The 24,746-nt window shown below is 39.8% G+C and carries 18 protein-coding genes and 1 pseudogene; all 19 read left to right on the top strand.

The window, feature by feature from the left end:
• Window positions 1–23: 23 nt before the first annotated feature.
• Complete coding sequence (locus RMY63_RS19655) at window positions 24–1,571, top strand: HlyD family efflux transporter periplasmic adaptor subunit (RefSeq protein ID WP_322730312.1); 1,548 nt, start codon at window positions 24–26, stop codon at window positions 1,569–1,571.
• A gap of 107 nt (window positions 1,572–1,678) precedes the next feature.
• Window positions 1,679–2,467, top strand: coding sequence for a peptidylprolyl isomerase (locus RMY63_RS19650; RefSeq protein ID WP_322730311.1), 789 nt, complete (start codon window positions 1,679–1,681; stop codon window positions 2,465–2,467).
• 439 nt (window positions 2,468–2,906) lie between these two features.
• Window positions 2,907–3,095, top strand: a complete 189-nt coding sequence (locus tag RMY63_RS19645; RefSeq protein ID WP_322730310.1) for a hypothetical protein — start codon at window positions 2,907–2,909, stop codon at window positions 3,093–3,095.
• A 644-nt stretch (window positions 3,096–3,739) separates the two neighbouring features.
• Entirely contained in the window at window positions 3,740–6,832 is a 3,093-nt protein-coding gene (locus RMY63_RS19640; protein ID WP_322730309.1) for a tetratricopeptide repeat protein, read from the top strand.
• 72 nt (window positions 6,833–6,904) lie between these two features.
• On the top strand, window positions 6,905–7,345 hold the full coding sequence (locus RMY63_RS19635) for a Nif11-like leader peptide family RiPP precursor (protein WP_322730308.1): 441 nt from the start codon (window positions 6,905–6,907) through the stop codon (window positions 7,343–7,345).
• Window positions 7,346–7,412: 67 nt separating this feature from the next.
• Window positions 7,413–8,675 (top strand): nif11-class peptide radical SAM maturase 3, encoded by a 1,263-nt coding sequence (locus tag RMY63_RS19630; protein WP_322730307.1) that lies wholly within the window; start codon window positions 7,413–7,415, stop codon window positions 8,673–8,675.
• 6 nt (window positions 8,676–8,681) lie between these two features.
• The gene (locus RMY63_RS19625) at window positions 8,682–8,852 is read left to right on the top strand and encodes a hypothetical protein (protein ID WP_322730306.1); all 171 of its coding nucleotides are present in this window, start codon (window positions 8,682–8,684) and stop codon (window positions 8,850–8,852) included.
• Window positions 8,853–8,959: 107 nt separating this feature from the next.
• Window positions 8,960–10,240: a calcium-binding protein gene (locus RMY63_RS19620; RefSeq protein ID WP_322730305.1), complete on the top strand. Its 1,281-nt coding sequence runs from the start codon at window positions 8,960–8,962 to the stop codon at window positions 10,238–10,240.
• A 437-nt stretch (window positions 10,241–10,677) separates the two neighbouring features.
• Entirely contained in the window at window positions 10,678–12,702 is a 2,025-nt protein-coding gene (locus RMY63_RS19615; RefSeq protein ID WP_322730304.1) for a tetratricopeptide repeat protein, read from the top strand.
• Window positions 12,703–12,787: 85 nt separating this feature from the next.
• A complete protein-coding gene (locus tag RMY63_RS19610) occupies window positions 12,788–14,764 on the top strand; it encodes a tetratricopeptide repeat protein (RefSeq protein ID WP_322730303.1) in 1,977 nt (658 codons plus the stop codon).
• Between the two features lie 3 nt (window positions 14,765–14,767).
• Window positions 14,768–15,796: an SDR family oxidoreductase gene (locus RMY63_RS19605; RefSeq protein ID WP_322730302.1), complete on the top strand. Its 1,029-nt coding sequence runs from the start codon at window positions 14,768–14,770 to the stop codon at window positions 15,794–15,796.
• Between the two features lie 35 nt (window positions 15,797–15,831).
• The gene (locus tag RMY63_RS19600) at window positions 15,832–17,097 is read left to right on the top strand and encodes a class I SAM-dependent methyltransferase (protein ID WP_322730301.1); all 1,266 of its coding nucleotides are present in this window, start codon (window positions 15,832–15,834) and stop codon (window positions 17,095–17,097) included.
• A gap of 39 nt (window positions 17,098–17,136) precedes the next feature.
• Window positions 17,137–17,934, top strand: coding sequence for a sugar phosphate nucleotidyltransferase (locus tag RMY63_RS19595; protein WP_322730300.1), 798 nt, complete (start codon window positions 17,137–17,139; stop codon window positions 17,932–17,934).
• Window positions 17,931–18,584 (top strand): PIG-L deacetylase family protein, encoded by a 654-nt coding sequence (locus RMY63_RS19590; RefSeq protein ID WP_322730299.1) that lies wholly within the window; start codon window positions 17,931–17,933, stop codon window positions 18,582–18,584. The genes RMY63_RS19595 and RMY63_RS19590 overlap by 4 nt, the downstream gene beginning before the upstream one ends.
• A 133-nt stretch (window positions 18,585–18,717) precedes the next feature.
• Window positions 18,718–19,455, top strand: coding sequence for an SDR family oxidoreductase (locus RMY63_RS19585; RefSeq protein WP_322730298.1), 738 nt, complete (start codon window positions 18,718–18,720; stop codon window positions 19,453–19,455).
• Window positions 19,456–19,477: 22 nt separating this feature from the next.
• Window positions 19,478–20,788, top strand: coding sequence for a DUF4910 domain-containing protein (locus RMY63_RS19580; RefSeq protein ID WP_322730297.1), 1,311 nt, complete (start codon window positions 19,478–19,480; stop codon window positions 20,786–20,788).
• 524 nt (window positions 20,789–21,312) lie between these two features.
• The gene (locus RMY63_RS19575) at window positions 21,313–21,480 is read left to right on the top strand and encodes a CopG family transcriptional regulator (RefSeq protein WP_094348841.1); all 168 of its coding nucleotides are present in this window, start codon (window positions 21,313–21,315) and stop codon (window positions 21,478–21,480) included.
• A 1,046-nt stretch (window positions 21,481–22,526) separates the two neighbouring features.
• Window positions 22,527–24,308 carry a ShlB/FhaC/HecB family hemolysin secretion/activation protein gene (locus RMY63_RS19570; RefSeq protein WP_322730296.1) on the top strand — a complete coding sequence of 594 codons (1,782 nt, stop codon included), beginning with the start codon at window positions 22,527–22,529 and terminating at the stop codon, window positions 24,306–24,308.
• A gap of 67 nt (window positions 24,309–24,375) precedes the next feature.
• Window positions 24,376–24,738, top strand: a pseudogene (locus RMY63_RS19565) (S-layer family protein); the annotation flags it as partial.
• Window positions 24,739–24,746: the final 8 nt, after the last annotated feature.

Here is a 24,746-nt window from a genome sequence, read left to right as displayed (position 1 = left end):
CTACTGTTATTGGAAATAAAATCATGCCACATCCCAATAGATCGTCCCCACTTCCCCAAGATAAGCAAGATGAATATCAAGGTTACAAACAGCAAGAGGAATCGCTAGAGTTTGACGAGCAGACAGAGGCAGAAAATGAAAGTCAAGATTTGTACTACGGTACAGAAAAACTACTCGATGCCTTACCTCGAATTTGGACTCGTAGTTTGTTGTATGTGCTCATCGCCTTTGCTGGTCTATTCTTACCTTGGGCAATTCTTTCAAAAGTAGATGAAACTGGTAGTGCCAGAGGGCGTGTAGAACCTAAAGGTGCAACTCAAAAATTAGACGCTCAAGCTGCTGGAAGTGTCAAAGCAGTTACGGTCAAAGAAGGAGATAGAGTTAGAGCCGGCCAGGTTTTACTGGAACTAGATTCTGATTTACTACAAACGGAACTGCAACAAGTCCAGAGCAAATTGCAAGGGTTACAAAATCGGCAATCCCAACTGGAACTGCTGAAAAATCAACTCCTAATGTCAACGAGTCTTTTAGAACAACAAAATAAATCCCAAGAATTAGAAAAATTGGCTCAACTCAACCAGGTGCAGCAAAACCTGGATGCCAAACTGAGTAGCTATAACCTGCAAAAGTTAGAAAAACAATCATTAGTTAAACAAGCAGAGGAGCAAATTTCCACCAGTCAAGACGATCGAGAATCGGCTGAAGCCCGTTTGAGTATAGATTCTACGCAAGCTAAACGTTTTAGCCAACTCGTTGACGATAAAATAGTTGCTCCAACCCAATTTGATGAAATCAAAAAACAAGAGCAAGAAAGCAAACGACTTTATAAAAAGTCTCTATCAGATATTAAACAAGCTCAATTGCGTTTAGACCAAGAGCTAAATAATTATCAAGTAACGATCAAAACGTTAGAGTCTGATATTAAACAAGCAAAACTCCGACTGCAAGAAGAACAAAGTAGCTATAAAAGTGCCACGCAAGCCGGAGAACTAGCTGTAATGAAAAATCAGGAGCAGCTAAAAGATATACAAACACAAATAACAGCAACGCAATCAGAAATCGCTCAGACAAAAAGCCAGCTGATATCTACAAAACTGCAAATTCAGCAGCGAGTGGTGCGATCGCCAATTAATGGGGTGATTTTTGAATTACCCACCACTAAGCCCGGAGCGGTGGTACAAGTCGGTCAAAGGATTGCCCAAATTGCACCCATGAAAACAGACTTCGTACTCAGAGCCAATATACCAAATCAGGAGAGCGGTTTTTTGAAGGTTGGAATGCCAGTAAAAGTTAAGTTTGATGCCTATCCTTTCCAAGAGTATGGCATTGTTCCAGGGAAAGTTACTTGGATCTCTCCTGACTCGAAAGTTAGCCAAACACCCCAAGGCAACATCGAAACCTATGAATTAGAAATCACCTTAGACCAGCAGTATGTCCAAAATGGCAACAAACGTATTCCATTAGGTGCTGGTCAGACAGCAAATGCTGAAGTCATCATTCGTCAACGGCGAGTAATTGACTTTGTTCTAGATCCGTTCAAGAAACTGAAAAAGGGCGGTTTGGAGATGTAGTTAAAGGTATCGCACTGAAATCAGGAAATTGGACAAGGGAGACTGGAGGAATAATCAATGCTCCGTGCCCAATCCCCAATCTGCTTAATTATTGGAGATATCGTGTTATGTCCCACAATCTGAACATTTCCACTTCAGATATCATTCACAGTCTGAAACTCTCCTGTCAGATACCTGCTGTTGTGGAAGCGATCGCATCGCAAAGTATTATTGCCGAAGCAGCTCAAGCGGCAGGAATTACAGTCACACCAGAAGAAGTGCAGCAAGAAGGAGATAACTTACGGTTCGCCAAGAAGCTTGTTAAAGCTAAAGACACTTGGTCATGGCTAGAAAAACACCACCTGTCTGTGGATGAGTTTGATGAATTAGCCTACAACAAAGTCCTTTCACGGAAGTTAGCAAATCATCTATTTTCCAATCAACTGGAAAAGCACTTTTATGAACATCAGCTAGATTATATCGCCGCCGTTACCTACGAAGTCGTCTTCGAGGATCGAGACTTGGCTTTAGAGCTTTTTTATGCCCTAGAAGAAGGCGAAATCAATTTTCCAGACATTGCTCGTCTATATATCTCAGAGCCAGAAATCCGCCGTGCTTATGGATACCAAGGACTCCGATACCGCAAAGATTTTCGTCCAGAGATTGCAGCCGCTGTCTTTGCTGCTGCACCACCAGAAGCTCTCAAACCAATTACGACTCCCAAGGGAGTGTATTTAATTTGGGTGGAAGAAGTCATTCAACCCCAATTAGATGAACAGTTGCGCCAAAAAATCATTACAGAATCCTTTGCTGATTGGTTAAAGCAACAAATCAACGCTATGAAAATAGTTACTCAAATAGACTCAGACGGATCGCAGGAGGAATTAATAGATATGTTATTTACCAAGACTAAATAATTTATGAAATTTAAAATGTTTTTGTTGCTAACTATCTCCTCTGACTTAGAGTAGATATCTCTAGTCTTCAAAAATGTTGCAAATACAGGTTTTGTTTGCTTAAAAACTTAATAACTTTTCTTTTTAGTGTTTTGTGAATACATCTACAAAGTGCTAATTTAGCGTTATTAAAAAAAATAAACTAAATCGCTATAGTTCTTGCTAGGCAGCAATAATTTCAATTACTGCTTAAATTTATCATGCAATTTTTTCTAAATTCAATTATTACTATATTATGATGATTACTCGACTTAAACCTATTAGTTTTTCTAATCAAAATTTTTTCAAAAAAGCATTGACTTCTTTGAAAAATGAAGTATATTAAGTACATAGCCAAACAAAACAAGTTGGTTATACAAACAGATCCCAACAACAGTTACAAATCTTAGGAGAAACTCAAATGATTATTTCTGATCTAAACTACTTGGAAAATACCTCTGAAGAAATTGTTGGTGGAGCCAACAAGGCTTTTGCAGATGCACTTGCTAATGCATACGGCAACAACACCTACACTTCTACCTACACTTTCGCCGTAACCACTAATAATTCTTCTGCTAGTGGTTCATCAAGTACTGCTATTACTTACTAAGTAGTAACTAATAATTAAATTCTACTCGCAAAAAGTATTAACTCCTTCCTGCAAGTAGAGTTAGGCTCGAAAGCCTAGTAGGTTCTATAAATTGCCGAAGGTTCTTTGCTCATTTGAGCCTTCGGCTTTTACCTAAAATACACCCTTTGGTCTCAAAAAACTATTTCCGCAATAAATTTTTACAATATTTAGTTCTCAACTCAGGTTACTGTCTGTAATGTTTGCTAACGCTGAATTAAAACTCTGGGTTAATAGTTATAAGTAAAACACTTTCCCGTAGCCGTAAGCTTCTTGATAGATCCCCGAAAGGTAGAGAAGCGTAAAATTTCTTTTAACTAAGTTTAGTAAGTAATCAAGCAGACATGATATCAGTTGATTTGAACCAAATTCAGTTATAAGTTTTAAAAACTTGAGTTCCTTGCAGATATATAGGACTCGTATTTGATTTTTGCGAAGCTAGGTACATCTTTATTTCCTGTTCCCTGTTAAGAGTTCCCCGTTCCCTGTTCCCTCCCTAGGCAAGTAAGTTCAGTAATCAAATCGGATTCCCATAGGAACAAAAGACATATTAAATAAAAGTAAAGGATATAAACTCCTAAATTTATTTATGGGGATTGTTAATTTTGAACTCGGAGCAAAGCGACGTGACCACAATTCCTGATGCTCTCCAACTCGCTCTTCAATATCAACGAGCCAAGCGCTTCACTCAAGCTGAAGAGGTTTATCGTCAAATTATAGACAAAAATCCCAAGCAGTCAGAGGCATTATATGGATTAGGTATGCTGGCACAGCAGCAGGGAAAATATCAAAATGCAGAACAATTTTTTCAAGCAGCTTTGCAATTACAGCCAAAAGCAGGGGAAATATACAACAGCTTGGGGTTTAGTCTGCAACAACAGGGCAAACTAGAAGAAGCGATCGCCTGTTATGAAAAAGCACTGTTGATTCTCCCCGACTCCATAGAAGTGCAAATCAACATCAGTAATACTCTCCATATTCAAGGAAAGCTGTCACCAGAAGAACAAGTCCACTATGCAGGCTTAAATCACGAGTTTGCTTTAACTAGACACCAAGCAGGCGATTTCAAGTTTGCAGAGTTATATTATCGCCAAGCTATTGCATTACAGCCAGATTTAGGAAAATCTCATAGTAATTTAGGAGAGATACTCCAAAAACAAGGGCGATTAAATGATGCTATCAAATCTTGTCAGCAAGCAATCAAAATTAAACCAGACGATGCCAATGCCTATCACAACTTAGGGTATTTTTTCCACGAAAAAGGCAGATTTGAGCAAGCAATAGAAGCTTATGAAAAAGCTTTAAGTATTCAACCTGATTTGGCAGTCACCTATAACAACTTGGGAAATCTTCTGAAGGCACAAAATAGAATTGATGCCGCCATAGAATCTTATCAGAAAGCTATTAAAATTCGACCTGATATTGATTACATCTATTGCAACTTAGGAACAGTATTTATACCTGCTAACAAAATAGAAGCAGCAGTCGAGGCATTTGAACAAGCCGTAAAGATGACACCAAACTATGATTTGGCTAAATTTGGTGCTTGTATCAGCCAACTGCCAATTATCTATTCTAGTGTTGATGAAATTGCATTCAGACGAAATCAGTATCAACAGTATTTGCAAAATTTAGCTAAAGGTTATGAATTAACTAGTCAGGAAGAACGGGCAAAAGCAGCTGATGCTGTGGGAACATTTCAGCCTTTTTATTTGGCATATCAAGGCTTAAATGACCGAGATTTACAGCAAACTTATGGGGAGATGATTTCCCAGATTATGTCGAGTCGCTATCCCCAAGATAGCCAGCCGCTTGTTCTGCCAAATTTAGATCAAAATCAAAAGGTTCGTGTTGGTATTATCTCTGGGTTTTTCTCTAGCCATTCTAATTGGAAAATTCCTATTAAAGGTTGGGTAGAAAATCTAGATCGAAGTGAATTTGAATTATTTGGTTATCACACTGCCGTCAGAAAAGATTCTTCAACAATCAGTGCCAACAAGAGTTTTGATAAATTTGTCCAAGGTGTTCGCTCAGTTGAAGAATGGTGTGAGGTAATAACAAAAGATAAATTACATATCCTGATTTTCCCAGAATTTGGCATGAATTTAATGACAATCAAACTAGGTTGTCTGAGATTAGCGCCAATTCAAATGACATCTTGGGGACACCCTGAGACTAGTGGACTCCCGACAATTGACTATTACTTGAGCAGTGACTTAATGGAACCAGAAAATGCTCAAGAACATTATACAGAAAAATTAGTTAGATTACCAAATCTATCGATTCATTACACACCTTTAGTAATTCAACCCGAAGAAATTAAGAAACCAGATATAGGTTTAAAAGAGGATGATATTTTCTTCTGGTGTTGTCAGTCATTATATAAATATCTGCCCAATCATGATGATGTTTTTCCCTCCATTGCTAAAGAGTTAGGGAATTCTAAATTTGTGTTTATTGAAAATCCAACTGAAGAGCTTACAGAAGTATTTCGCCAGCGCTTAAACCATGCTTTTGCAGCATTAGGGTTGGATTATCAAAATCACTGTTTATTTTTGTCTCCCCTCAATGAAAGGAAGTTTGCTGGGACTACAGCCTTAGCAGATGTCTTCTTAGATAGTATTGGTTGGTCTGGATGTAACTCTACGCTCGAATCTATTGCTCATAATATTCCGGTTGTCACATTACCAGGAGAACTGATGCGGGGACGACATTCTCTGGCAATTCTCAAGATGATGGGTATAGAAGAGACGATCGCTTCAAATAAAGCAGAATACGTACAAATCGCCATCCGTCTGGGGAAAGATGCTAAATATCGGCAATATATTTCTCAGCAAATTGCAGAAAATAAACATAAATTATATGACGATTTAAAGCCAGTCAGAGCGCTGGAAGATTTTCTTTTGCAGCTGGTTAATAAACCAAGACAATTTAACGCTAAAGATGTTGCTGAACTGTTTCAACTTGCACTTCAAGATCATCGAGCTAATCGCTTAGATACAGCCGAACAGCTATATCGTCAGGTGATCGAAAAACAACCAGACTATTCCGAAGCATTATACAATTTAGGGATGCTGACACAGCAGAAAGGTGACTTGCAGGAAGCTCAGAAGCATTTGAGTGCAGCTTCGCAAGTTCAGCCTAACTCTGTGAAAATTTGGTTTAGTTTAGGCAATTTGCTGCAAGGCCAAGGACAGTTACCGTCAGCTGAAGCAGCTTACCAAAAAGCTATTGCTTTACGACCAGATGCAGGGACAATTTACAACAATTTGGGCTACACCTTGCAACAACAAGGTAAGTGTGAGGAAGCGATCGCATCTTATCAAAAAGCTCTGGAATTTCAGCCCAACTGCATAGAAGCCGAAATCAATTTAGGGAATGCGCTTTTTGCCCAAGGGAAGCTTTCGACAGAGAAACAAGCCTATTATGCTGAATTGAATTATAAATTGGGCATGGCCCGCCAACAAGCAGCTGATTGGCAAACTGCTGTTGTTTACTATCGAACTGCGATCGCACTACAACCTGATTTAGTAGATGCCCATTATAACTTGGGGGTGATACTGCAAGAACAAGGGAAGCTAGAAGAAGCGCTTGCTTGCTATCAAAAAGCTTTGGAGTTAAATCCCCAACACCAGGAAGCCAATATCAAATTAGGAGAGATTTACCAAACCCAGCAACAAGAAGTTACACAAGTGGACTCACTAAAGTTTTCTGGCTAGACGTGTTATTTCATTGCCATCAATCTAAACTTAAATAAAAAATCCAATCACCATAACAACACACCAAAAATTATGTCATTAACAATTTTCGAGAAAGTTAAAGAGTTCATAATCAGAATAGTTAAAGACGAAACTTTTTACACTCAATTGATGAGCGATAAACTTGACGAAGTGATAAAAGTAATGGAAGAAAGTGGCTATAATTTTTCTCAAGAAGAATTTGAAACAGCCTCGATTCAAATATTGGAATTAAAAGAATTAGGTCAGTTTGACGACCTCACTGAAGAGGAATTAGTAGGAGCCTTTGGCGGGGCTATAAACACCAAGGAACAAGTTTTTCAGCCATTGTATGGTGTTGTAGTCTCACCTCCCGAAGAATGTGGAAAACCACCAATTAAATGTAAATGGATTCCTAAACCAAATCCAAAGCCATGGCCAGATCCTACCCAAGGAGTACATCCACCTGTACAAGCGTTATATGGAGTAGTTGTTAGCCCAACAGAAGTACAATAACCCGATAAAACGATGAAGAAATAGAATGCGTTCGTTTATTTTCAGGGTTGAGATTGAGAGTTAACCTATGACATATCACCGCAAAAGCTACGCAGTTTGGGAAATTACCTTAAAGTGCAATCTAGCTTGTAGTCACTGTGGTTCCCGTGCAGGACATGAGCGTGCCAAAGAACTTTCCCCAGAAGAAGCTTTGGATCTCGTCAAGCAGATGGCAGAAGTTGGAATTAAAGAAGTTACTCTCATTGGTGGTGAAGCATTTCTGCGTCCAGACTGGCTGGAAATTGCCAAAGCTATCAACGAGGCGGGAATGTTATGTGGTATGACTACGGGCGGCTATGGCATTTCGTTAGAAACCGCCCAAAAAATGAAGGAAGCAGGAATTCGTACCGTCTCTGTTTCTATTGATGGCTTGGAAGCAACTCATGACCACCTGCGGGGAAAGAAAGGCTCCTGGAAATATGCATTTAAAACCATGAGTCATCTGCGAGAAGTGGGTATTTCTTTTGGTTGCAACACCCAAATTAACCGCCTGTCAGCGCCAGAGTTTCCGTGCATCTATGAGTGCATTCGTGATGCAGGTGCTCGTGCTTGGCAAGTTCAGCTAACTGTACCAATGGGAAATGCAGCCGATAACGCAGATATCCTCCTCCAACCCCATGAATTGTTAGATATCTACCCCATGCTTGCCCGTGTGGCGCGTCGTGCTTACCAAGAAGGTGTGCAACTTCAGGCGGGAAATAACATTGGTTACTACGGCCCTTATGAACGATTGTTGCGGGGACGGGGAAAGGAGCATGACTTCTCATTTTGGCAAGGTTGCGGAGCAGGACTCTCTACTTTGGGAATTGAAGCTGACGGAGCGATTAAAGGCTGTCCCTCACTACCGACTACTGCCTATACAGGTGGTAATATTCGAGAACAGACCTTGCATGATATTATCGAAGGTGCAGAAGAATTACGCTTCAATCTAGGAGCAGGAACACCTGAAGGCACAAAACACCTGTGGGGTTTCTGTAAAACCTGCGAATATGCTGAACTTTGTCGTGGGGGTTGCAGTTGGACTGCCCATGTTTTCTTTAATCAGAGAGGTAATAATCCTTACTGTCATCATCGCGCTCTTGTTCATGCCAAACAAGGTATGAGAGAGCGTGTAGTTCTCAAAGTAAAGGCGCAAGGATTGCCATTTGATAATGGCGAATTTGAGCTAATTGTCGAGTCTACAGATACCTTATTGCCAGCAAACGACCGATTACACTTTACTGCTGATAGCATTCAATGGTCAGAAAGTTGGCAACAAGAACGCGAATTTTATTACTCTTTCGTGAGATAATAAATCATGGCAGAAAATTCAGAAAGTACCACAATTTCAGACAACAAAACTGACATTGAGTCATTACCATCTCCAGAATTAGAGAAAATCCCACTGCTTCCACGTTCAGCTTGGAATAGTCAATTAGGCTATTTAAAAGTGCTGTTAAAAGCAAAGCAAGTCCTAGATAAAAGCTGACCGTTTTATAGGGCTATCGAGAGATTTAGCTCGTAAATTCGGAGAGAATTACTCCCCGAATATTTAGGCACAAATTTGTTAACTCACAAAATCAACACAGGTTTTTTATGGCATCAAGAGTAAGTCTAACACTGACACTTCAAAATTTACTTTCTTTCAATGGGAGAACTAATCTCAATAATAAGCCCAATCCCAAGCCCGATCCTAGTCCTAATTTTGCTACCGCTGAAGGGGATGCTACTTTTTCTAACTATAGTGAAGGTACTTCAAGCATTTTAACTGCTACCCAGACGGACGCATTAGTTCAAGGTGGTGTAGCTGCTGCAATTGCTGACGCTCAAGCAAGTTTTGACCCAACTTTTTCATCACTTTTCACTCAGGCTGCTGTCGTTGGATTAAGTGGTCAATTTGAAGGTACTTCCAACAGCGAAGCAAAGGTACTTGCTAGTTTTGCAGTTGGTCGTAATGAAAACTTCTCTTTTGATTTTTCAGCAGATTTAAAACTGACAGCTAAAGAAATTGAAAATCCTGACGTTGAATATAACAAGGCTCAGTCTACAACCACTTTTTTGGTATTAGATACCACAAATCCTAACAAGGCCAGAGTTTTAGATTATTTTGGCATCCAAGGTAAATTAATCTCCTCCGATGAAATCGGGAATCTAACATTTGGTCGTAGTCGCAATGTCACAATCAATAGTCGTGATAAAGATTCTGATATTGATGGCAACAATGGTACTGACTTCCTGAATGGTAGTGCTGTTGGTACTTATGAGCGGAGTTTTAATCGCAATACCAATCTAACTATAGTCAAAATTAATACTAGTTCTGTGGAATTAGCAGGAGATACTTTAATCGGCAACCTGGGTACAGATGTTATCTATGGCACGATTCGGAAGGATAATCTGACGGGAACCAACGGGGCAGACAAACTTTATGCCAGCTTGGGGGATGATAAGCTATCTGGAAACAGAGGTAATGATAACCTCGACGCCGGCCAAGGTAACGATTCGCTAAATGGTGGCGATGGCAATGATACACTTTATGGCGGTAAAGGCAATGATACACTCTATGGTGGTAGTGGTAATGATGTTTTAGTTGGTAGCGATGGTAATGACACATTTACTTTCAAACGTAGTGATACCTTGCTTAAAAAAGACTTTGATGTGATTCAAGATTTCCAGGTTGGTATTGATAAGCTTGAATTAAATGGCTGGGGAAGTCGAGGTAACATCACAGATACCAACGATGGCGCTCTTCTCACCTTTAATTCTTTGTCTCTCGGTATTTCTTTGTCTGTCGGTAATTCTTTGTCTCTCATTAATAATGCTCAACAAAGCATACTATTTTCAAACGTGAGTGCCAGTGAGCTAAACTCGGTAATATAATTTGCTTAAGGCTAATTACTTTCCAGGAAAACTACTCTGATTCTGGATAATTCTCACCTGAAAAAACAGAGCTATTTCATTCTCTAAAAGACTCTGATTTACAAGCATTTCAGTCAAAACAATCAGGTAAGTCAAAAATCTGATTGGACAATAAAATATTGATAGCTTTTCTGGGAGAGACTCTCTGCCAACAGTAACCCCTATGGTGTAAGTACCGAAATTTACTTGAATTGGTAATTTTTAGATTACTGATTTCAGGCTAGTTTCTCGTACAGACTGTTGACAAAATCTCTCCCTTGTCTAATGAAATAGCCCTGCTTTATTAACAGGTAAAAATAGGTAAAATAAATATTTATTTTCTTGATACCTATCATCTATTTTCTGAAGCTATACTAAAATCTATAACAATAACAATCTAATATCAAATTAATTAAGTTATGGATACTACAAATATTTCAGAATCTAAAGTTAAATCTCTTATTCAAATGGCGGTGCAGAAGCATCTGTCAGGTCAAAAGGATGATGCTGAATCGCTAGATAAAACAGCAGTAGCTGAAATCCTCGAACTAGCAGTTCAACAGCAACGAGACAATCGTTTAGTGGAATCGGAACTGCTATATATTCAAGTTCTGGAAAAACAACCTGACAACTCTGAAGCTTTACATGGTTTAGGGATGTTGGCGGAGCAGATGGGACAATATCAAACTGCTGAACAGTGCCTAAGTGCGGCTTCGCAAGTTCAACCAGATTCTGTTAAGACTTGGTTCAGTTTAGGTAATTTGCGTCTAGCACAGAAACAGTTTTCGGAAGCAGAGAAAGCTTATCGACAAGCTTTAGTTTTATTACCTAACTCACTGCAAATTTACAATAACTTGGGTTATACTCTGCAAGAACAAGGATTATTTGAAGAAGCAATTAACTATTATCAAAAAGCTCTAGAGTTAAAGCCAGACTTTATAGAAGCAGAGGCTAGTTTGGGCAATGCCTTACACGCTCAAGGTAAGCTCTCGGTCAATCAAAAAATGCACTATGCACAATTGAATAATAAATTGGGTGTTGCCCGGAAAAAAGCTCTTGATTTGAAAAATGCTGTTACTTGTTACAAGCAAGCGATCGCACTACAACCAAATTTGCTAGAAGCTCATTATAACCTGGGGTTGGCGCTGCAAGAACAAGGGGAGTTTGAAGAAGCGATCGCATCCTACCAAAAACTCTTGGAACTTAATCCCAACGATGGAGAAGTTTACCTCAATTTAGGCAAAATTTACCAACAGCAGGACCAATACCAGAAAGCAGTTTCTGCCTATCAACAAGGGTTAAAGCTAATTAATCCCCACTATGCCAAAGCATTAGCAGCTGGCAAAGATGCTGAAATTTCTCAAAAAATATCAGTTACACCCCCAATTCCCCAAGGGGAGGTAATTGTAGGCAGGCATAGGTTCCTAGCGATTCCCCCAATCGCCCATGATAGAAAACGACCTTTTTGGAGTGTTGTACTCCCAATTTACAGCACAAATAACCGGACTAATTACCTCTTTGAATGTTTGGTGAGTGTTCTGAGGCAATGGTCTGGAGAAGAAGAGATGGAAATTGTCGTTGTTGATGATGCCAGTCCTGTCCCTTTGAAAGATTTAGTCGATGAAATTGGTCAGGGAATCATCCGCTACTATCGCAATAGCCAAAACAGGGGAGCATATCAAAATTTTAATACCGCAGTTGCCATCAGCCAAGGGCAGTGGATTCATTTACTTCACGATGATGATTATGTTCTTCCAGGTTTTTATGCTCGCCTGAGACAGTCTTTAGAAACATGTTCGCCATCTGTCGGGGCTGCTTTTACAGGCTATGAAAACATTAATGAGCAGGGAAAGGTGGTCTTCTCCCAACAAATTTATGGAGACAACAGAGGGATTGCTGAAAATTTTATACAAATGATTGGGGTAGGAAATCCATTAAATATGCCTGCGGTGGTTGTCCGTCGTTCAACGTATGAACATTTAGGGGGATATCTTCCTGAGTTAAATTATACTGGAGACTGGGAGTTTTATAAGCGCGTTACCGCTTTTTATGATTGGTGGTACGAACCGGAAATCTTAGCTCGTTACCGTCATCACACTCACAATATTACAACCGAATCTATACTATCTGGTTCTCAGAGTAAATGTCTGCGACGTGCGATTGAAATTTCCGAGGATTATATTCCTGTAGAAATCACAGCAAAATCTCGTAGCCATCACTTTAACTATTGTTTGTTACAAGCTCGTATTCCTTTGCAGTTTGACAAAGTTGAAGGGGCGCTTCGCATGGTTCAAGAGGCTCTGAAAATTGATCGGTCTTCTGGTGCAGTGGCAAACTTATTCACCTGGTTGCAGCATGATGAAGCGGCTTTGCTTAGGGATGAGATTACTTCAAGGTTGCTCTCGCTTTCTTTGAATAATAATGTTGCCAAATCTGGAACTTGACTGAATTAAAAAATTTTAAAGTATTAATTAAACACTTTTTAAACTTTCATTTTGCTTGTGGTTATTGAATATAACAGGAATAGATATGAAAACCATTACTGAAGCACTCCAATTTGCTGTTCAACAACACCAAGCCAATAGTCTAGAACAAGCAGAACAGGGTTATCGTCAAGTTCTGGAAGCACAGCCTGACCATCCAGAGGCTTTATATAGGTTAGGCTTGCTGATGCAGCAAACTAGTCAGCCTCAAGAAGCTGAAAAGTTGTTTAGTGCAGCTGTCCAAGTGCAACCAGAGTTAGTCAAAGCTTGGTTTAGTTTAGGCAATTTGCGTCAATCTGGAGGTGAGTTATCAGCAGCAGAGGTAGCTTACCGCCAAGCCTTAGCCCTACAGCCAAAGCTAGTAGCTATACACAACAACCTTGGCTACACTCTGGAACAACAAGGCAAATTGGAAGAGGCAGTTGTCTGTTATCAAAAAGCGTTAGAGTTGCAGCCTAACTGCACAGAAGCTGAAGTCAACTTGGGTAATATTCTCAACGCCCAAGGCAAGCTTTTGCCCGAACAACAAGCTCACTATGCAAAATTAAACAATCAGTTAGGCATTGCTCGGCAAAAAGCAGGCGATATGCAGACAGCGATTGTGTACCATCGGCAAGCGATCGCATTTCAGCCAGATTTGCTCGATGCCCATTATAACTTGGGCAGTGCCCTGCAAAAACAAGAGAAATGGGAAGACGCGATCGCATCCTATCACCAAGCCTTAAAACTCAATCCTCAAAACTGGAAAACCTATACCCGCTTGGTTCAGGTTTACCAAACTCAAAACAAGATCGCAGAGGCGATTTCTGTGTATCGTCAGGGATTGACTTTACTCAATCCCCACTACGCCAAAGCGGTGACTGCTTACCAGAATGCTGGAACCACCCAAGAAATACTCGTTACTCCGCCCATTTCCCAAGACGAAGTTAATATTGGCGACTATCATTTTCCAGCGATTCCACCGATCACAAACCCAGAGAAACCCCGACCATTTTGGACTGTGGTGATTCCGGTATATAACCGCACCGATTATCTGCTTGAATGTCTGGCTAGCGTGTTGGTGCAATGGTCTGGAGCAGAGCAAATGGAAATTCTGGTGATAGATAATGCCAGTACGCTACCGTTGTTCGATCTAGTAAACAGTATTGGGGGAGGAGTAATCCGCTACTACCGCAATCAGCAAAATATTGGTGGAGTAAGAAATTATAACGCCGGGATTGCCCTGAGTCGCGGTCAGTGGGTGCATGTTCTCCACGATGATGACTATGTAAATCGAGGCTTTTATGAACGCCTCCAGCAGAGTCTAGCAACTTGCCCAGATTCTGTTGGGGTTGCTTGTACAGGTTTTGAATATATTAACGAAAAAGGAGAAGCGATCAAGCAGGGGGAAGTAGTTTCGTTGTATGGAGAACACAGGGGTATCATGCAGGATTGGCTGTCGCTCATTGGTGTATGCGGTCTAGTGATGATCCCTGCAATGGTGGTTCGGCGGACAACTCATGAACGCTTAGGGGGGTATTACCCAGAGTTACCCCCAATTTGTGACTGGGAGATTTTTAAACGCCTTGCTTCTTTTTACGATTGGTGGTATGAACCAGATATTTTAGCTTGTTACCGCCTTCATTCTGAGATTAATAGACTCACAAATCAAAGCTTACATTCTGGAACAATGGCGGAAGCGATTCGCCGTGCAATTGAGGTTTCTGATAGCTATTTTCCCATTGAGCATCGCGCCCAGATTACCGCCAAAGCTCGTAGTCACAATTTCAACTATTGTCTGAAGCTGGCAGCAATTCCTCTCCAGGCAGGCAATATCACCGCGGCTTTGTTGGTACTCCAAGAAATTCTCAAAATAGATCACTCTCCGCAAGCGGTAGCAAAGTTATTTGCTTGGTTGACTCAAGATGAAGCAGCTCCCCTACGAGAAGAAATCATTGCTAAGTTGCTACCACTACCTGTAGATAATACCCAAGACAATATTCCTACTGAATTAAAATCCCCACAAACTGCGATCGCACCATAGGATATGAAAATACTTGTAACTGGAACTGAAGGTTATATCGGCTCGTTATTAGCTCCCCTCTTAATCCAAGAAGGTCATGAAGTTATTGGTTTGGATACTGGCTTTTATAAAGTAGGTTGGCTATATAACGGCACTAAGGTAACTGCCAAAACCCTCAACAAAGACATCCGCCACATTACAACAGAAGACCTGCAAGGCGTGGAAGCAGTAGTTCAGATGGCAGAACTCTCCAACGACCCTTTAGGTCAGTTAGCCCCTGATATCACCTACGATATCAATCACAAAGGCTCAGTACATCTAGCGAAGCTAGCAAAAGCAGCTGGAATCCAACGCTTTGTCTATACATCATCATGCAGTGTCTATGGTTTTGCCACTGAAGACTACGTTAGCGAAGAGTCTACCATCAATCCCCAAACAGCTTATGCCAAATGCAAAGCACTTGTCGAACAGGATGTGAAACTCCTTGCTGATGATGGCTTTTCTCCCACCTTTCTCCGAAATGCCACAGCCTATGGCGCCTCTCCTAGAATGCGCTTTGATATTGTCTTAAACAATCTAGCAGGTTGGGCATGGACAATTAAAGAAATCAAGATGAACAGCGACGGTACACCTTGGCGTCCCCTAGTGCATCTGTTAGATATCTGCAAAGCAATTATCTGTACCTTAGAAGCTCCGCGTGATATAATTCACAACCAAATTTTCAATGTCGGTGATACAAATAGCAACTATCAAGTCAAACAAATTGCTCAAATAGTTGCAGATGTCTTTACAGATTGTCAATTGAGCTTTGGCAAACACGATCCTGACAACCGCAGCTATCGGGTTTTATTTGATAAAATTAACCAAAATTTACCAGGATTCAAATGTGAATGGGATGCCCAGCGAGGTGCTCAACAACTCTATAATGTCTTCCAGCAAATTGATATGGATAGAGAAACATTTGAGTCTAGAGGTTTTACTCGTCTGAAACAACTGGAATATCTCATTCGTACTCAGCAAATCGATCAAGATTTTTTCTGGCGAACTGTTTAAATTAGAAATTTGATTTTTGCAAAAAGAATAAATATATGAATTTACTAAAACCAACAAATAATCAGCCAATAACTGGTAACTGTTTGTTCTGTGAAACAGGGTTGCATCATACCTTTGTAGATTTAGGTATGTCTCCTCCCTGCGAAAGCTATCGCAGTCTCAAACAACTCAATGAAGTAGAGCCATTTTATCCTCTGCATGTCTATGTTTGCGAGGAGTGTTTTTTAGTTCAACTCCAAGAATACATTAGCCCGGAAAATATTTTTAGCGACTATGCTTATTTCTCTTCATACTCTGATAGCTGGTTACAACACGCTAATAAATACGTTGATTTGGTAGTAGAACGTTTTCAATTAAACCAGGAAAGTCAGGTAATAGAAATTGCTAGTAATGATGGCTACTTGCTGCAATACTTTGTTGCTAAAAGCATCCCGGTGCTGGGAATAGAGCCAGCAGCAAATGTTGCTGAGGTAGCAATTCAAAAAGGTATTCCTACAGTTGTCAAATTTTTTGGGCAGGAGACAGCAAAAGAACAGGTTGCTAAGGGCAAACAGGCAGATTTATTACTCGGAAATAATGTTCTGGCTCATACACCATATCTCAATGATTTTGTCAAAGGAATGAAAATTATCCTCAAACCGCATGGTGTAATTACTATGGAATTTCCCCACCTAATGCGGTTAATCGAGGAAAATCAGTTTGATACTATTTACCACGAGCATTTCTCTTATTTTTCTTTTATTACCGTAGAAAAGATTTTTGCTGCTCACGGGTTGACAATTTTTGATGTAGAAGAATTAACTACTCATGGTGGTTCTTTAAGAATTTATGTGCGGCACAATGAAGACTCTTCTAAACTTATTAGCCACCAAGTATCAGAACTAAAAGATAGAGAAGAAGCGGCTGGCTTTACGCAATTAGAATACTATTTTTCCTTTGGTGAACAAGTTAAAGAAACCAAACGGAAGTTATTAGATTTCTTGATCAAAGTTAAGCGAGAGGGAAAATCGATTGTTGGTTACGGTGCTCCAGGTAAGGGAAATACCCTCTTAAACTATTGTGGTATCCGCACAGATTTTCTTGACTACACAGTAGACCGTAACCCTTACAAACAGGGTCAATTTTTACCAGGAACTCATATTCCGATTTTTCATCCAGACAAAATTGCTGAAACTAAGCCTGACTATATACTAATTTTGCCCTGGAATCTGAAAAATGAAATTATGACGCAAATCGCTTACGTTCGGGATTGGGGAGGTAAATTTGTTGTACCAATTCCTGAAGTTAATGTCTACTCTTAAATATTTAATATTTTTTCATCATCAAAAAGGGGAAATAACATGAAAGTAGTTTTATTTTGTGGTGGTTTGGGAACCAGAATGAGAGAATATTCAGAAAGTATTCCTAAGCCAATGGTCAATATTGGTTATAGACCGATATTATGGCATGTAATGAAATACTATGCTCACTATGGGCACAAAGATTTTATCTTATGTCTTGGTTACAAAGCTGATCTAATTAAAAGCTACTTTTTAAATTACAATGAATGGCTTTCTAATAACTTTAGCCTTTCCAATGGGAGCAAAATTCAGTTGTTTAATCGGGATATTCAAGATTGGAATATCACATTTGTAGATACAGGTTTAACTGCCAATATTGGACAAAGATTCAAGGCAGTAGAAAAGTATCTAGAAGGAGAAGAAGTATTTTTGGCTAACTACAGTGACGGTTTGACAGACTTGCATCTACCAACGTATATTAATGATTTTTATCAGCGTGATAAAATCGGTAGTTTTTTGTGTGTCAGACCAAGCCAAAGTTTTCACCTAGTTGACATGCATGAGGATGGCTTGGTAAAGGATATCAAAGATGTCAAGCAACGTGATATTTGGATTAATGGAGGATATTTTATCTTTAAAAAAGAGATTTTTAACTATATTAATCGTGGCGAAGAACTTGTTCTTGAACCTTTTCAAAGACTGATTGCCAAAAAAGAACTTTTTGCGTATAAATATACTGGGTTTTTCGGGGTAATGGATACGTTTAAAGAGAAGCAACAGTTAGATGATATGTATGCTCAAGGTGAAAGACCTTGGGAAGTATGGGGAGATGAACAACTAGAAGTTAGCCATATATGATCCAACTTAGCTTGAACAAGACAGAAGAATCTGAGTACAAAATTCTTTGTCTAGGTTCTCATTGTGATGATATCGAGATTGGTTGTGGAGGCACAATATTAAAGCTGATAGAGAATTACCAACATGTTGTTATCTATTGGGTTGTGTTTAGTTCCAATGAGCAAAGAGCAGAGGAAGCAATAACAAGTGCTAATCTCTTCTTAAAAGAAATCCCGATCAAGAAAATTATCATTAAAAATTTTCGAGATGGTTTTCTACCTTTTGAAGGGATAGAGGTGAAGGAATACTTTGAGCAGTTGAAGCAGGAGTTTTCACCAGATATAGTCTTTACTCATCACCGAGACGATCGCCATCAAGATCACCGCTTAATTTCTGACTTGACTTGGAATACCTTTAGAAATCATTTAATTTTAGAATATGAAATACCCAAATATGATGGTGATTTGGGTATTCCTAATTTCTTTGTCCATTTAAATGAGACACTCTGCCGCCGAAAAATTCAATATATTTTGGATGCGTTCCCTACCCAGAATAATAAACAGTGGTTTACAGAAGAGACTTTTCGTTCGATTCTTAGAATTCGTGGGATTGAATCAAATTCACCGAGTAAATATGCTGAAGCATTTTACTGCCGAAAAATATTTTTATAACAAATTATATTTTTAATCTTCTCTCAAATTTACAAAATTCAATGGCCCCTACCTATGAGTGAAATATCTGATAAAGACAGGAATTGGGCTTTATTTAATTCACTTACAATTAAAAAAACGTCATATCTAAAAAATGATCAGTCAATTCACTAACCAAATTGTTGTGGTGACAGGAGCGAATAGCGGTATTGGTAAAGCGATCGCTTTGGAAATGGCGCGGCAAGGTGCTGTACTATGTTTAGTAGGGCGTCGTTTAGAAACACTCTTGGCGATCGCTCAGACTGTTCAAGAGACTTCACCTAGATCCAAAAGCTATCAGATTGATCTGGCATTGGATGAAGACATTCATAAACTCATAGTCTCTATTGGGCAAGATTTTGGGCAAGTTGATATTTTAATTCACAACGCTGCTATTTTATCAATGGGTACAATTGCAACTACTCCCGTTGCAGAATTCGACCAACAATATCGTACCAATGTTCGTGCCCCTTATTTGCTGACTCAAGCTTTGCTACCCATGCTCAAAATCCAGCATGGTCAAATTGTGTTTATCAACTCATCTGTAGGCTTAAGGGCGAGTGCTAATGCAGGACATTATGCAGCAACTAAACATGCCTTAAAAGCGATCGCAGATAGTCTTAGAGAAGAAGTTAATATTGATAAAGTACGTGTTATTAGTGTCTTTCCTGGGCGTACTGCAACTCCTATGCAAGCACAAATTCACGAGATGGAGGGTAAAATTTATCACCCTGAACGCTTGATGCAACCAGAAGATGTGGCAAGTGTAGTCATCAATGCACTTAGCTTGCCTTCTACTGCTGAAGTTACTGACATCAACATCCGCCCATTTACAAAACCCCTACTTCCTTAAAATTTAAAATAGCTGAAAATATATGAATATTAGTAGTATAAAAACATCCTCTGAGGAAATTGCTCAGGAAGTTTATCAACTAGTTTATCAGCTATATCCTATATGTCGCAGTATTACAGGTAATGGTGTTAGAGAAACTCTGAAACTTATTCAGCAGCATATTCCTTTATCAGTTCATGAAGTTCCAACTGGCACTCAAATTTTCGATTGGACAGTTCCGAAAGAATGGAATATTAAAGATGCCTACATTAAAAACTCACAAGGAAAGAAAATTGTAGATTTTGCTAATTCCAATCTGCACGTTGTTAGCTACAGCCTTCCAATTGACAAAAAAGTATTTCTTACAGAACTCAAAGCGCATCTATTTACTCTACCTGAGTATCCTGACTGGATTCCCTTCCGTACTTCATACTATAAAGAAGCTTGGGGATTTTGCCTGAGTCACAATCAATATTTGGAACTAAATGATCAAGAATATGAAGTATTTATTGATTCTTCTCTTGAACCAGGTCATCTTACTTATGGCGAGTATTATATTCCAGGAAAGAGCACCGACGAAGTTTTAATTTCTTGTCATGTCTGTCATCCCTCACTTTGTAATGATAATCTTTCAGGAATTGCGATCGCTACTTTTATCGCTAAATATTTAAGTCAAACTACACCAAGATATTCCTATAGATTTCTCTGGATTCCCGGAACCATTGGCTCAATTACATGGTTGGCTCTCAACGAAGCCAAAGTCAATAATATTAAACATGGCTTGGTATTAACTTGTTTAGGAGATTCCGGCAACTTTACTTACAAAAAAAGCCGTAGAGGTGACACTGAAATCGATAAAGTTGCTGCTTATGTACTCAAAAACTCAAAACAAGATTACAAAATTATAGATTTCTTCCCCTATGGCTATGATGAGCGACAATATTGCTCACCTGGATTTAATTTAGCTGTAGGTTGCTTGATGCGATCATCTCATAACTGTTTTCCCGAATATCACACCTCAGCAGATGATTTAAATTTTGTTCAGCCCCAATATCTTGCGGAGTCATTCTTTCAATGTAGTTCAATATTGCATATCCTCAATAATAATGACATTTATTACAGCAAAAATCCTAAATGTGAGCCACAGTTGGGGAGAAGGGGTCTATATCAGGCATACAATGGTCGTCCAGATAGTAGGCTAAATCAAATGGCAACTTTGTGGGTTTTAAATTTATCTGATGGTCAGCAGACTCTACTAGATATTGCAGAAAGGTCAGGAATGTCATTTGATATGATTAAATATGCTGCCGATACATTATTAGCACATGACTTGTTAACAATTAAAAACAGCTAAATTTGAAAAGTATTGGGAGAATAAAATTTGCGACTACACAAACGTAGGCAAAGCCTTCCGGCAGGGTAAGTAGGTGTAGGTCGGCGTGAAAATTTGTCGTTGTGATCAGGTAGGGGGCAGGGAGCAGGGGCGAGAGAGAGTCGTTTTGATGGGCGTGAAATTGGATAATTTATTTCTTGAAGTTCCCTAAACCCCTAGAGGTGGGTTTGCTCTGTGTAGCCGGGAATTCTATTTGCCGGGGCTGCAAAATTTTTCTGTATTATTATCCTCAACTGTTCTGTGAAAATACCTATTCTGTGTTCATATACTTTAATATTGTTTTTACATTCTATTTATAATTACTGCCCACAAAGTAGCTGAACTTTATAATCTAGAATAAACTTCATCTATTGACTATTGCTTGGAAAAATATCCTATTTAACTTCATGATTACTTAAACTAAATGTCGTTACTTATACCATTGTAAGAGCAGTTTAGATGATTGATATTAGAGAAGTAGTTTAAAAACATACCTTGTCTAGTACATGAATAAAAAATGGGCTGTTAAACGACTTACAATCAATCTCACATCAGGTGAGGCACAGAAGCTTGAACAATACTGTTCAACGACTGGCAGACCAGCAACTGATGTAATTCGGGAGTTAATTCGCTCTCTTTACCCTAAAGATGAAAAAGCCTCTGAAACCTCCTGAATCAGACTGCAAAAAAATCAAACAGGATAAGTACATCTTAATTTGTCAGTGAAATATGCTGCTTAACAGTTATCAGCTAACAGTGAATTCTCATAACTAAAGTTAGGGAATTTAAATAAGAATACTCTCTTACAAAGTTCAGAGCCGAGGAAATCTTCGCTCTGACTTTCGCTTTGGATATAGTGCAATCATCTTGATATACTTGCATAATTAAATATCAAATTAATTGAATAAAAGGTAGAATTTCAAATCAAAATGCTGTTGCTATAGCAATCCGATTTGATGGGCGTGAATTACTCGTAGAGACTAGGGACTCTTTACTGGGGAAGGTGGGGCCCCTGAAGGGGATAAGGGGTAATGGGGACTGGGAAGAAGGAATAAAAGTGTACTAAGTTTTTTTCACACAATCAAATATGAGTCCTATATAGCAGTCCTAAATCATTTGTGAAAACTTCTCTTTCTTTTCTTCTCTACAAGACGCTGCGCGAACGCGAGTGCGTTCCGTAGGAAAGGAAAGGCGCTCTTCTCTAACAAGACGCTTCGCGTTGGCGTCAACTCTTGGAGACGCTTTGCGAACGCGAGTGCGTTCCGTAGGCAAGGAAAAGCGGTTCGTTAATTTTCACAACTCAAATAGGATTGCTATAGCTTGCTTATCCGTAGCGGTAGTGAGTCTGCAAGCGTTTTGTAAACCACCAAATTTCAAGTTTTGTGGGTATCTTTAACCAGTAATTTATCCATTTTTTCGGGCAGAATACCCTTCTTGTATCTGGCTTTGCTTCTGAATTCTTTTTTGACAAATAGTAATATTACTGATCTTTTCAAAAAAAAATTAAGTTAGATATAGTACTTACCACTTACAGCAGTTTTCTTTTGCATGAAGTACAAAGTTACGGGTTTTGAGTCAGGAGGCAGGAGGTAGAAACTATTTTTATCTGATGTTGAGTCTTGCATTGTGTACCTCATTTACTTGCAAACTGCTGTATTTACTTATACTTTCCAAAGTATTAAGAATTTAATCCCTAATTTATTTAATTACAAATCAAATAATGGTTAGAAAAACCTTGGTTATAAATCAGCCAAAGGTAAGCAAGTCCGTGGGCGAACTGAGGATTTTTGCTGGATTTATAACACTCAGCTTTGCGATCGCCACAATATTGTGCAACTGTCAGGATGCAATCGCCCAAACTCCCGCTCCTCAGACATTACCCCCAGGTCGATTAGAGGATATTCCTGACACTCCGTTACCGTCGGATGTGCTACCTAAGCCACCAGATGAGAATCAATTGCTTCCATCCCTAAAACTACCGAATCAGCCGATTCTGGAGCAGAATGACCCTAATACCAAATTTCGGGTCAATCGCATTGAAGTTTTGGGCAGTACAGTTTTCAAAGCAGAACAGTTTGCCACTGTTACAAATCCCTTTGTCGGGAGGGAACTGACATTTGCAGAGTTGTTGCAAGTTAAAGATGCCATCACCAAACTCTACACTGATAACGGTTATGTCACCACAGGCGCAGTGGTTGCACCGCAGACAATAGAAGCTGGGACGATCAAAATTCAGGTGATTGAGGGTAGTCTGCAAGAAATTAAGATTATCGGTAATAGGCGATTAAACACTCAATACATTCGCGATCGCATCAAACTTGGTGCAGGTAGACCCCTAAATATACCACACTTAATAGAAAAGCTACAACTACTCCGCCTCGATCCGCGGATTCAAAACCTATCAGCCGAGTTGCAGACAGGCGTGCAACCCGGAACTAATGTGTTGCAAGTAGAGATTGAAGAAGCGGAAACTTTTAAGCTGACAGCAAACCTGGATAATGGGCGATCGCCAAGTGTGGGCAGCTTTCGCCGGGGAGTGGATCTGCAAGAAGCTAATTTATTGGGCTTGGGCGATACCCTAAGCGTCGGATACGCCAATACCGATGGCAGTAATACAATCAATGTCAATTACACGCTGCCGATTAACGCCCACAATGGCACTGTATCCTTCGGTTTTAGCCAGGGATGGAATCGCGTGATTGAAAAACCATTCAGCATCCTTGATATTCAGTCAAATACCCAGTCTTACGAATTGGGCTATCGGCAACCACTGATACAAAAGCCAACGCAGGAATTGGCAGTGGGGCTATCGTTCTCGCGCCAATCAAGCCAAACTGAGTTGGGTATTGATAACATTGGGCCATTTCGACTCTCCCCAGGTGCCGATGCAAACGGAAAAACCAATATTTCGGCTTTGCGCTTTTTTCAAGAATATACCCAGCGAAGCAACCAGTATGTATTTGCGGCGCGATCGCAATTTAGCCTTGGGGTAGATTGGTTCGGAGCAAATGTCAATGAAAATGCCCCAGATAGCCGCTTTTTTGCTTGGCGGGGACAGGCGCAGTGGGTACGACAGCTGGCACCAGATACTCTATTTTTGGCTAGGGGCGATTTCCAATTGGCAGCAGATTCCCTAGTGCCTTTAGAGCAATTTGGTCTTGGCGGACAGCTAAGTGTACGGGGCTATCGCCAAGACGCATTACTCACAGATAATGGTCTGTTATTTTCGGCAGAATTTCGAGTCCCAATTGTCCGCGCTGCCAAAATTGGTGGGGTGCTGCAACTGACACCCTTCGTTGATATTGGCAAAGGCTGGAATACCAAAGGCGAAAATCCATCACCAAGTACCCTTGTTAGTACTGGCTTGGGGCTGTTGTGGAAACAGAGCGATAAATTCTCAGCTAGGGTAGATTGGGGCATTCCCTTAATCTCAGTAGACGGTGAAAAGCGATCGCTCCAGGAAAACGGGTTATATTTCTCAGTGCAGTATTCGCCGTTTTGATCTCTAGCAACTAAATTTTTATCGACTCCTGTTGATCATCATCTGGCAATTTTTCCATCTCCTTATATTAGTTGAATTACCTGTAAACTTAGTCGATTCATCACAGCAAATTGCTACAGGTTGTTCTCATAATACTGGCAGCAGTTTTGTGGCAACGGGACGGGGTGGAATACCGCAAAATCTCAATCAAGATGTCAGGAGCGATGTCTACGACGGGCTACGCCTACGCACTTGGTCTGATATCCGCAATATCTCTGTATATCGCAAAAATAGCTCCGTCATCGCACAAATTCCTACATCAAAAGAGGTTCTTGTCCAAGCTACTTCCTGGCATGGCAATGCAGAGGGCAAAATTGAGTTAATTGCTGGTAAATCTTCTACTCAGGTGCAACCAGTATTAACCTGTGCTGCGGTTTTTGCAGGTTCATAATGTTATCA

The organism is Nostoc sp. ChiQUE01b, from assembly GCF_034531255.1.
Lineage (GTDB): Bacteria > Cyanobacteriota > Cyanobacteriia > Cyanobacteriales > Nostocaceae > Nostoc.
Note: the sequence above shows the minus strand (reverse complement) of the source record. Positions and strands in the feature narration are given on the sequence as shown.